Source organism: Shinella sp. M27 (genome assembly GCF_049199905.1).
Lineage (GTDB): Bacteria > Pseudomonadota > Alphaproteobacteria > Rhizobiales > Rhizobiaceae > Shinella.
This window is the reverse complement of sequence record NZ_JBLZPK010000011.1, coordinates 41,727-52,105: the sequence shown is the minus strand read 5'-3', so window position 1 is coordinate 52,105 and position 10,379 is coordinate 41,727. Positions and strand designations below refer to the sequence as shown.

Sequence of the window (10,379 nt, the reverse complement as noted above, 5' to 3'; positions counted from 1 at the left end):
TAGCTGCATCAAGGGGATATCTGGCCGATGGAGGGTCAGGAAAATTTTCTTATGCGTGCTGGGGACAAATGGCGGCGGCTCATCTCGAAAAACTCAACAATCGCCAGCGCGAGGCGGTCGAACATGGCGTCGGCCTTCCCGATGGACAGATCGGCGGCCCGCTGCTGATCATCGCAGGCGCCGGGAGTGGCAAGACCAATACGCTGGCGCACCGCGTCGCGCATCTGATCGTCAATGGCGCCGATCCGCGCCGCATTCTGCTGATGACGTTTTCCCGCCGCGCGGCAACCGAGATGACGCGGCGGGTGCAACGGATCTGCCGGCAGGCGCTGGGTGACAATGCCGCGATCATGACCGATGCGCTCGCCTGGGCGGGGACGTTCCATGGCATCGGCGCGCGACTGCTTCGCATGTATGCCGAACAGATCAGGCTTGGTGCCGATTTCACGATCCATGACCGCGAAGACAGCGCGGACCTCATGAATCTTGTTCGCCATCAGCTTGGTTTTTCCTCAAGGCAAAGCCGGTTTCCCACCAAGGCCACCTGCATCGCGATCTATTCCCGGGTGGTGAACGCTAAGACTTCGATCGGCGAGGTTCTGAAGACCGCCTATCCTTGGGCGCAAGAATGGGAACAGGAATTGAAGGCGCTGTTCGCAGGCTATGTCGAGGCCAAACAGGCGCAGAACGTCCTGGATTACGACGACCTCCTCCTCTACTGGGCGCAGATGGTCTCGGACCCGGATCTGGCCGACGACGTCGGCGGTCGCTTCGATTATGTCTTGGTCGACGAGTATCAGGACACCAACCGCTTGCAGGCGGCCATCCTGATGTCGCTGAAGCCGGGCGGCCGCGGTCTGACTGTCGTCGGCGATGATGCTCAATCGATCTATTCGTTCCGGGCGGCCACCATCCGCAACATCCTGGATTTCCCGCAGGAATTCTCACCGCGGCCGGCCGACGTGATCACGCTCGACCGCAATTATCGGTCGACGCAGCCGATCCTGGCGGCCGCCAACGGCGTCATCGGCCTTGCGCGCGAGCGCTATACCAAAAACCTTTGGACCGATCGCACCTCCGAACAGCGGCCGATGCTGGTGACGGTGAAGGATGAGATCGACCAGGCTGCCTATATCGTCGAGCAGGTTCTGGCCGCCCGCGAGGTCGGCGTCGCCCTCAAACAGCAGGCCGTGCTGTTTCGCAGCTCGAACCACTCCAGCGCGCTGGAAATCGAGCTGACCCGCCGGAACGTGCCCTTCGTGAAGTACGGCGGCTTGAAGTTTCTCGACGCTGCTCATGTCAAGGACCTGCTCGCCGTCCTGCGCTTTGCCCAAAACCCGCGCGACCGCGTTGCCGGATTTCGGTTGCTCCAGCTTCTTCCGGGCATCGGTCCGCAGACGGCCGGCAAAATCCTCGACACGATCGCGGCCGATCCCGAGCCGCTCCAGTCGCTCGCCGAGATCCCGCCGCCGCCCAAGAGCGGCGACGACTGGCCCGCCTTCGTCACGCTGGTTACCGCCCTGCGCAAGGCCGAGGCCGGCTGGCCGGCGGAGATCGGAACGGTCAGGACGTGGTACGAGCCGCATCTCGACCGCATCCACGAGGATGCCGACACGCGCAAGGGCGACCTCCTTCAGCTCGAACAGATCGCCGGCGGCTATCCGAGCCGGGAACGTTTTCTGACGGAGCTGACGCTCGATCCACCCGACGCAACCAGCGACCAGGCTGGCGTGCCGCTGCTCGACGAGGACTATCTGATCCTTTCGACCATTCATTCGGCCAAGGGTCAGGAGTGGCGCTCGGTGTTTATGCTCAACGTCATCGACGGTTGCATCCCGTCCGACCTTGGCGCGGGCACGACAGCCGAACTGGAAGAGGAGCGCCGGCTGCTTTATGTCGGCATGACGCGGGCGCGCGACAGTCTCGCCCTCATCACGCCGCAGCGCTTCTACACCTACGGTCAGAATTCGCAGGGGGATCGTTACGTCTCCGCGCAGAAGACACGTTTCATTCCTGCGACCCTCCTGCAGTATTTCGAGGTGACGAGCTGGCCTAAGGTCGGCACATCGGCCACTGAACGGAGCACGCGAAACGTCCGGATCGATGTCGGCGCGCGAATGCGATCGATGTGGACGTGACACACGCGGGCAGGATGCGAGCGTACGCGGCCAAAGGCGATGGATAGACAGGACCCGACCGAGACGATGGCGATGGGTGCGGATGGCGAGCAGCGGGTCCGACGCATCATCCATGTCGACATGGATGCCTTTTACGCCTCCGTCGAACAGCGCGACAATCCGGAACTGCGCGGCAAGCCCGTCGCCGTCGGCGGCTCCGCGGCGCGCGGCGTTGTCGCCGCAGCGAGCTACGAGGCACGCGCTTTCGGTGTTCGTTCCGCCCTTCCGTCCGTCACCGCCAAACGACGCTGCCCGGACCTCATCTTCGTGCCGCCGCGCTTCGAAACCTATCGCGCTGTCTCCGCGCAGATCCGGGAGATATTTGCCGAGCACACGGACCTGATAGAGCCGCTTTCCCTCGATGAAGCCTATCTTGATGTCACCGAAAACAAGCAGGGCATCCCGATCGCCACCGAGATCGCGACAATCATCCGGGCGCGCATCAAGGAAGTCACCGGCCTCAACGCCTCGGCCGGTATTTCCTATTGCAAGTTCTTGGCCAAGATGGCGTCGGATTTGAACAAGCCGAACGGTCAGGCCGTCATCACGCCAAAAAGCGGACCTGCTTTCGTCGAGTCTCTCACGGTCAAGAAATTTCATGGTGTTGGGCCGTCCACCGCATCGAAAATGGAACAGCTCGGCATCTTCACCGGCGCAGACCTTAAGGCGAAATCGCTGGCCTTCCTACAGCAAAATTTCGGCAAGTCTGGCGCCTGGTACTACAACATCTCGCGCGGCATCGATAACCGGGCAGTCCAGCCGGATCGACCGCGCAAATCGCTCGGCGCGGAAGACACCTTCACAATCGACATCTTCGATCACGCGGCGGCCCGCGCCGAAATCACCCCAATCGCCACGAAGGTCTGGCGTCAATGCGAGGCGAAGAGGCTCCATGGGCGCACGGTGACGCTGAAGGTCAAATATGCCGACTTCCAGATCATCACGCGCAGCAAGACGACGACGGCGCCGATCGCCACGATGGACGATCTTGAAGCCATCGCGCAATTGCTGCTCGATCCCTTGTTCCCGACCGCAAAAGGTATTCGCCTGCTCGGCATTACGCTGTCGTCCTTCATCGATGACGAGGTGAGCGAGGCGGGCCAGCTCGAACTGCAGATCTAGTTTGGTCGACTTCAGGCCCCGTCGGTCGAAATTCGGCCGGGCCGCCTTACATTGCCATTGCATCGCAACGAAGCCCGCCAATCGGAGGAGCCATGTGCAACGATTATCGCCTGATGGTCGAACTGGCCTCGGTCATCGAGGAATTCGAGCACTTGAAGATCAAGATCCGGTTTCCCGAGGGGCGCCCAAATATCGAGGCGCGCGAGGATATCAAGATCACCGATACCGGGCCTATCGTCCGGACCGTCGAAGGCGAGCGTGGCATCGGCGAACTGGTCCAGCGGCGATGGAGCTGGCCAAGTCCGACCAGAAAGCCGGTCTATAATTTTCGCTCTGAAGGCCGAGAGTTCACCTCCAATCGCTGCCTCATCGTCGCCGACGGTTTTTATGAGTTCACAACTCCGGCTGACCCAAAAAAGAAGCGCAAGGACAAGTGGCTGTTCCGCAAGGTCGGTGAGCCGATCTTTGCCATTGCCGGCATATGGCGTGAAACAGAGGACATGGGAGAGGCATACACAATGTTGACGATGGAGCCAGGGCCGGACATCGCACCCTATCACGACCGCCAGATCGTCATTCTCGAACGGGACAGTTGGGCCGATTGGCTCGATCCTTCGGTGTCCGCCAAACCACTGATCAAGCCCCTTCCGGCCGGATCACTCTCGGTGGAGCAGGTCGGCTGATGCGCTTCGCCTTTCCTCACAGCCATGCATTTCCGGGCGGTGAAGTCCGGATCGAGGATGCCGAAGCAACCGAAGGAAAATGCGTGGTGGAATTTGGCGACGGCGTCGCGATGCTCGGAGACTGGCATCCGGACGGCGATGCCCGGCGTTGGCGATTGGTTTACGACCAGCAGGGTCGCTGGCGCTCGAAGCGGTGTCCCTGAACCGGATCGACCGCTGTCAAACGGAGCCTGGGCCTATTGGCCTCGAGGCGCGATGAGAAACGAAAGGCCCGAGCATCCGCCGGGCCTTTCGCTTTTGGCTGTCGCTGGCTGAAGCAAACACACACATTCCGACGACAGCCCACCCCCGGATGAGCCATTCTACATCCATTCCTCGTCGGCGCTTTAAACTTTGACGTACCTGCCACCCAGCGGACGGAACATTCCCCGGATCGTCACGGTTGGTCGACAAGAAAGGAGCCCAACATGACCGACGATCCAAAAGACCCGAAAAAACCTCAGGAAATGCCTCCGGGAGAAACGCCGGACTCGCTACCGGATATTCCCGATCGCCCAATTGAAGAACCCGGACCGGATGTCGTTCCGGAGGAAGCTCCCGACGTCACGCCCGTTCCGGGGGAGGAAGTCCCGACGAAGATGGGCAATTAAGTCGTCCATGCAGAAAGCCGCCAAAATTTCCTCGATCCGAAGGGAACCACTTTGCCTGAACCGCGTTTATCGCCCCGGTCAGATTGGGAATAATGAAATGCTTTCTGTTATTTGGGACAATGCACTCGCCATCCTCCTTCCAGGTATGCCCCGCGCAATCGAGATCAAAGACCCGCGGAACGCCATGTTCGTCCTCGCGGAAAGGTGGCCGGTGACCTACGGACGCGCGTTCCAGCGGGCGCTCGCGTTTTGGGCCAAGGCAATCGAAGGAAAATGCTCGCCATCCAGAGCCCGGTTGGCATTCCTCGCCGCAGCGCGGGAAGCCAACGTGCCGGTCGTTCGCTAAGGCTCGTACCCACGGCTGGTGTATGCCTGTTCAATCGACCGGAACGAATCCGCCGCTCTCGGCATTTCTCCGCCTCACGATGTTGGCTTGCCGCCCCGCCACTGTAGCGGGGCGTCTTTTTGGAGCCGTACAGGAGGTCCGCCATGAATGTCAGAATATCTCCTCCGAAACAGCCGACAACCGGTCCTGATGTCAGGCTTGAGTGCGAAAACGCGATTGATGGCGCGGTGCGCGAGCTTGTGGATCATGCCGTCATCGCCGGCTGGCCGCCCAAAGTGGCATTTGAGGCGATCCAGCGCGCTGCCGAACGTCAGGCGACGGCCTATCGCGAAGACCCCGATCCGGCAAACGATTCGGCCGAAGCTCGCCCGCCGACCGGCTTTTCGCTAGCGCCGTTCTAATGGTCGTCGATGAAGATCGCGACCTACAACGTCAACGGGGTCAACGGGCGCCTCGCCGTTCTGCTGCGTTGGCTGAAGGAGGATTCCCCTGACGTGGTGTGCCTGCAGGAGCTGAAATCACCGAACGATCGGTTCCCACGCGCAGAACTTGAGCGCGCCGGCTATGGCGCGGTCTGGCACGGCCAGAAAAGCTGGAACGGCGTGGCGATCCTAGCCAAAGACCTTGTTCCCCTCCTGACGCGGCGTGGCTTGCCCGGCGACGCCGACGACACCCATAGCCGCTACATCGAGGCGGCCATCGACGGCATGCTGATCGGTTGCCTCTATCTTCCGAACGGCAATCCCGCGCCCGGCCCGAAATTCGACTACAAACTCCGTTGGTTTCAGCGCCTGCACGCCTATGCCGGCGAGCTCATCGATCTCGACGTCCCCGCCCTGCTGGTGGGCGACTTTAACGTCATGCCAACGGATCTGGATGTGTATGCTCCGGAGCGCTGGCGGGACGATGCGCTGTTTCTTCCGGAGGTTCGCAAGGCTTACGCCGAACTGGTTTCGCAAGGCTGGACCGATGCCATTCGTCACCTCCATCCCGGCGAGCGGATCTATACATTCTGGAAATATTGGCGCCATGCCTTCGAACGCGACGCGGGCCTGCGGATCGACCACTTCCTGCTCAGTCCCGCTGTCGCCCCCTGGCTGCGTTCGGCGAGCGTGCGGCGCCGGCCGCGCGGCTGGGACCTCACAAGCGACCACGCACCAGTCATGATCGAAATCGAGCCGTCTGCCGATGCGGGCTAGGCCGAGGCCGGCTGTGCGCTTCGTCGTTCACGCGACCGCGCGGCTCGTCGTGCTTCGCGAAGCTCCTCTATGGTCGGCAGCCACCAGCCACGTCGGCGCTCGTCATCCTGAGGCGCGGTCTTCGACGGCCACGTCTGCACCAGTGCCTCCAACGACGGAACGCGCCAAAACCCCCAAACCCGGTCTTCACCGAAGGCCGGATAGAGATCGGCGATCTCATCGTGCTCGATCAGCTCACCGGTGATATCGCTGACGATGACAATGCCATAGGCTTCGGTGGTGATGGGCCGGTCCAGCGGCGGGAGGTCTCCCGCCGGAAGGGGAATGCGCCGACGCCGGCGCTCGCCCTTGCGACTACGGGCTTTCCGTTCTTCCTCGGTGCCCTTTCGCGCCTCGGCACGCTTGCGCCGTTCCTCCGGCTCGCAGCGCTGCGCCTCGGCTTCGATCGCCTGCCAGTGATGGAGGAGCTCGTCGTAGGAGGCGAACGGAACACGCCAGATCTTGTGATCTCCATCCCATCGCGCGAAGGGCACCTGCCGGATCTCTTCCACGATCTTTCGCGAATAGGGCGTCCTGAGGCGAAACCCTTCCTTGTCGACGCTCAGATAGGGACTAAGGATCGGCTCGAAGGCGAAAGCGTCTCTTCCCTTCTCCTCTGCAAACGGATCGGCGCGGGATTCCTCCTTGGCTCTCCAGCGGTCGAAGCGCCGCCGGGCCGTCTTTCCAGGGACGAGCCAAGCCTTGCGCCGATCGCTCCAGCGAGCGCGCGGAAACTCCTGCCGAAATCGCTGGACCGTCATCCGGTCAAACGGAAACGAGACGGCGGCACGCTCGTCGCCGCCTTCACCATCAACCATCTCCGATTCGACATTGTCGCCCATTGTCTCATCCAAGGATGCATCCGCCATTCGTCAATGCTCGGTAGGCCGGTCGCCGTGGTCACCTTCTCCTGGCTTGGCCTCATTTTTGGCCTTGTAGCGACGGTCGGCAGACAGGGAGCGGCTGACATCGACGCTTTCCTTGAACTGGCCCTTCTCGTCTCGGCGAACATAGCGTTTGTCGGTCCCTGTATCGATGGTCTCACGCTTTGTCATGACTTCTTCCTTTCCGATTGCGATGTTGGAAGAACGCCCGGCTCCAGGCAAAAGATGCAACGAATCAAAAGCATATTCCGGACTCGCACTAGTCGAGCGGCGCGGACCCTAAGCCATTGGTTTCTGATTCATTTTAGAGGCGGAACAAAATCGCAAGTGATTCGCTTGACTCGCTTTGGTTGCGTCGAGTCGGGAGTATCGAGATGGTCGGTCATCGTGCCCAGTGGAAGGGTTTTATCAAGTTCGGCGAAGTCAGTTGCGGGGTGGGTCTCTATACGGCCGCCAGCACCTCCGAACGCATTTCGTTTCACACGATCAACAAACGGACAGGGAACCGCGTCAACCGCATCTTCATCGACAGTGACACGGGCAAGGAGGTCGAACGCGAGGACCAGACAAAGGGTTTCGAGATCGAGAACGGACAATACCTCATGATCGATCCTGAGGAGGTCGCGGCCACGATCCCGGAAAGCAACAAGACGCTCATGGTCGAAGCCTTCATCCCCTGCTCCGATGTCGACGACGTCTATTTCGACAAGCCCTACTATCTCGTCCCGACCGACCGTGTCTCGTCCGATGCGTTCACGGCGCTGCGCGAGGCGATGGAGAAATCCCAGGTCGCCGCAGTCGCCCGCACGGTGCTGTTCAGGCGGATGCGCACGGTCCTGATCCGGACGCACGGCAAAGGCCTGATCGCGACCACCATGCAATATGACTATGAGGTCCGCTCGTCGGAAAAGGCGTTCGAAGAGATTCCGAAGCTACGCATCAAGGGCGAGATGCTCGACCTCGCCAAGCACATCATTGCCACAAAAAAGGGCTCTTTCGATCCGGCCGCGTTCGACGATCGGTACGAAGCGGCCGTCGCCGAACTGGTGAAGGCGAAGATCGAGGGCAAGGCCCTGCCGAAGCGCAAGGAGGTCAAGGTCTCGAAGCCTGATGATCTGCTCGCGGCCCTACGCGAGAGCGCCAAGATGCTGAAGGCTGGCGACGACAAGCCGAAGCGCGCAGCTGCCAATGCCGACAAGGGCGCCGGCCAAAAGCCCGCAACACGCACGCATGCCTCGAAGTCGAGCCGTGACGCGGCTGCCCAGCGTAAAGCCAGTTGAGGAGAGAGACGATGGCGCCCCGCCCCTATTGGAAAGGCTATCTCAAGCTCTCTCTCGTGACCTGCCCGGTCTCGATGTCGCCGGCGACGTCCGAAAGCGAGAAGGTGCGGTTTCATACTCTCAACAAGGAAACGGGCAACCGGGTCGTCTCGCAATATGTCGATGCGGTCACACGCAAACCCGTCAAGGATGAGGACGAGATGAAGGGCTACGCCCGCGGCGAGAACGACTACGTGCTTCTTACCGATGATGAGCTTGATGCCGTCGCCCTCGACACGGTCAAAACGATCGATATCGACAAGTTCGTTCCGCGCGACAGCATCGAATGGATTTATCTGGAGAAGCCGCATTACCTCGTCCCGGACGATCCTGTCGGACACGAGGCCTTCGCCGTCATCCGTGACGCCATGTCCGCTGACAAGGTGTTCGGCATATCCAGGCTTGTGATTGGTCGGCGCGAACGGGCTGTCGTGCTCGAGCCGCGCGGCGAGGGCATCGTGCTCTGGACGCTGCGCTTCGGCGACGAAGTCCGGCCGGAGGAATCCTACTTCGAAGACATCGATGACAAGGCGGACCCCGAGCTTACTCCGCTGGTGCAGAAGTTCATCAAACAGCACACCAGGAAATGGTCAGCGGACATGGTGTCCGACCCGGTGCAGGACGCCTTGCTCGATATCATCGCCAAAAAGAAGAAGGCGCTGAAATCGTCGCGGAGGGGCAAGGCCAAGGGTGAGGATCGCCCGTCCGGCGACAATGTCATCGACATCATGGATGCGCTGCGCAAAAGCTTGGCAGCCGGCGAGAAAGGCAAGCGCGCATCCTGAATTCTTCACGGAAGACACCTATGTTCGGACTCTCCGCATGTGATGGACACCGATGAAACGAAAGCGCCAATCCGCCATCCCCCTTTACGACGAGTCCCACGAGACGCTCCAGTCGCGTCCGGTGCGCAAGCGGGATCCCGAGCAGCCGAGCCTGCCGTTCGATCCGATGCCGGATCGCGTCGAGCCGTGTCTCGCCTTGCGGCGGCCCGCGCCGCCGGAAGGATCGGACTGGCTCTACGAACTCAAATGGGACGGCTATCGCCTGGCGATCAGCATCGAACCGAAGGGCGTACGGATCATCACGCGCGGCGGACACGACTGGACCCATCGCTTCCCCAAGATCGCCGAGGCCGCCAGCAACCTCGGTGTGGGGACCGCCATTCTCGATGGCGAGGCCGTGGTCCTCAACAAGGACGGGTATTCGGATTTCGGGGCGCTTCAGCGCTCGCTCGGCGGGCGAGGTGGTAAGCGCGCCTCGACCGAGGCGGTGTTCTTCGCCTTCGACCTCCTCTATTTCGACGGCCACGACCTGACCAGGACGGAGCTCGCCGTTCGCCGGCACCTGCTCGAGGACTTTCTCGACGACGCGGTCGGCGCGGTGCAGCTCTCGGAAGAAGCTCATGGGGACGGAGCCGCGCTCCTCGCGAACGCATGCAGGATGGGCCTCGAAGGCATCATCGCCAAGCACCGCGACAGTCCCTATCGATCCGGCCGCACCGGTGACTGGATCAAGATCAAGTGCGTCCAGAGCGAGAGCTTCATGGTCGTCGGTTACGAGCAGTCGGACGCTGCGCGCGGTGGCATCGGAAGCCTGCTGCTGGCGGGACGCAAGGGCAACGGCTGGGTGTCTGTCGGTTCAGTCGGGACGGGATTCAAGGCCGCCGACGCGGAATACCTGCGCAAGACGCTCGACAAGCTGAAGACCAAAAGGCCCGTCGTGCCGCTGAAGGGCAAGAACTACGTCTTCGCCCAGCCGACGCTCATCGCCGAGATCGAGTTTCGCGGCTGGACGGACGACGGAAATCTGCGCCACGCCTCCTACAAGGGACTGCGCGAACTCCAGGACAATGCCGCGGTGTTCGAGATCAGGGACTAGCTGGCCGGTGGATAGGGCGCGTGATCCTGTCGGGGTGCCTTTTCACCAGGACGCCGCAGCACATGAGCTGTGGTGATAA

The 10,379-nt window shown here is 61.5% G+C and carries 13 protein-coding genes; 11 read left to right on the top strand and 2 right to left on the bottom strand.

Annotated features, from left to right (window positions below; genetic code table 11):
- Positions 1-68: 68 nt before the first annotated feature.
- From ACOZK4_RS03445 to xth, 8 genes are all read left to right on the top strand, one after another.
- Complete coding sequence (locus ACOZK4_RS03445; RefSeq protein WP_421590448.1) at positions 69-2,138, top strand: ATP-dependent helicase; 2,070 nt, start codon at positions 69-71, stop codon at positions 2,136-2,138.
- 39 nt (positions 2,139-2,177) lie between these two features.
- Positions 2,178-3,299 (top strand): DNA polymerase IV, encoded by a 1,122-nt coding sequence (gene dinB / locus ACOZK4_RS03440; RefSeq protein ID WP_421590446.1) that lies wholly within the window; start codon positions 2,178-2,180, stop codon positions 3,297-3,299.
- Between the two features lie 92 nt (positions 3,300-3,391).
- Positions 3,392-3,982, top strand: a complete 591-nt coding sequence (locus ACOZK4_RS03435; RefSeq protein ID WP_313526234.1) for an SOS response-associated peptidase — start codon at positions 3,392-3,394, stop codon at positions 3,980-3,982.
- Complete coding sequence (locus ACOZK4_RS03430) at positions 3,982-4,185, top strand: hypothetical protein (RefSeq protein WP_313526236.1); 204 nt, start codon at positions 3,982-3,984, stop codon at positions 4,183-4,185. Before ACOZK4_RS03435 ends, ACOZK4_RS03430 begins: the two co-directional genes overlap by 1 nt.
- 264 nt (positions 4,186-4,449) lie before the next feature.
- Entirely contained in the window at positions 4,450-4,632 is a 183-nt protein-coding gene (locus tag ACOZK4_RS03425; RefSeq protein WP_313526238.1) for a hypothetical protein, read from the top strand.
- A 7-nt stretch (positions 4,633-4,639) separates the two neighbouring features.
- Complete coding sequence (locus ACOZK4_RS03420; protein WP_421590444.1) at positions 4,640-4,978, top strand: DUF982 domain-containing protein; 339 nt, start codon at positions 4,640-4,642, stop codon at positions 4,976-4,978.
- A 143-nt stretch (positions 4,979-5,121) separates the two neighbouring features.
- Positions 5,122-5,379 carry a hypothetical protein gene (locus ACOZK4_RS03415; RefSeq protein WP_313526244.1) on the top strand — a complete coding sequence of 86 codons (258 nt, stop codon included), beginning with the start codon at positions 5,122-5,124 and terminating at the stop codon, positions 5,377-5,379.
- Positions 5,380-5,388: 9 nt separating this feature from the next.
- Complete coding sequence (gene xth, locus ACOZK4_RS03410; protein WP_313526247.1) at positions 5,389-6,177, top strand: exodeoxyribonuclease III; 789 nt, start codon at positions 5,389-5,391, stop codon at positions 6,175-6,177.
- On the opposite strand, the gene ACOZK4_RS03405 is transcribed toward xth, so the two are convergent.
- Together ACOZK4_RS03405 and ACOZK4_RS03400 are read right to left on the bottom strand one after the other, a co-directional pair.
- A complete protein-coding gene (locus ACOZK4_RS03405) occupies positions 6,174-7,070 on the bottom strand; it encodes a hypothetical protein (RefSeq protein WP_409530358.1) in 897 nt (298 codons plus the stop codon). The genes xth and ACOZK4_RS03405 overlap by 4 nt on opposite strands.
- 18 nt (positions 7,071-7,088) lie before the next feature.
- Positions 7,089-7,271: a hypothetical protein gene (locus ACOZK4_RS03400; RefSeq protein ID WP_313526252.1), complete on the bottom strand. Its 183-nt coding sequence runs from the start codon at positions 7,269-7,271 to the stop codon at positions 7,089-7,091.
- Between the two features lie 203 nt (positions 7,272-7,474).
- On the opposite strand from ACOZK4_RS03400, the gene ACOZK4_RS03395 reads away from it, so the two are divergent.
- Genes ACOZK4_RS03395 through ligD form a run of 3 tightly spaced genes read left to right on the top strand, consistent with a single transcriptional unit; the run spans position 7,475 to position 10,300 of the window.
- On the top strand, positions 7,475-8,380 hold the full coding sequence (locus tag ACOZK4_RS03395; protein ID WP_421590441.1) for a Ku protein: 906 nt from the start codon (positions 7,475-7,477) through the stop codon (positions 8,378-8,380).
- 11 nt (positions 8,381-8,391) lie between these two features.
- Positions 8,392-9,204 carry a Ku protein gene (locus tag ACOZK4_RS03390; RefSeq protein ID WP_313526257.1) on the top strand — a complete coding sequence of 271 codons (813 nt, stop codon included), beginning with the start codon at positions 8,392-8,394 and terminating at the stop codon, positions 9,202-9,204.
- A 52-nt stretch (positions 9,205-9,256) separates the two neighbouring features.
- Positions 9,257-10,300 carry a non-homologous end-joining DNA ligase gene (gene ligD / locus ACOZK4_RS03385; protein WP_421590439.1) on the top strand — a complete coding sequence of 348 codons (1,044 nt, stop codon included), beginning with the start codon at positions 9,257-9,259 and terminating at the stop codon, positions 10,298-10,300.
- Positions 10,301-10,379: the final 79 nt, after the last annotated feature.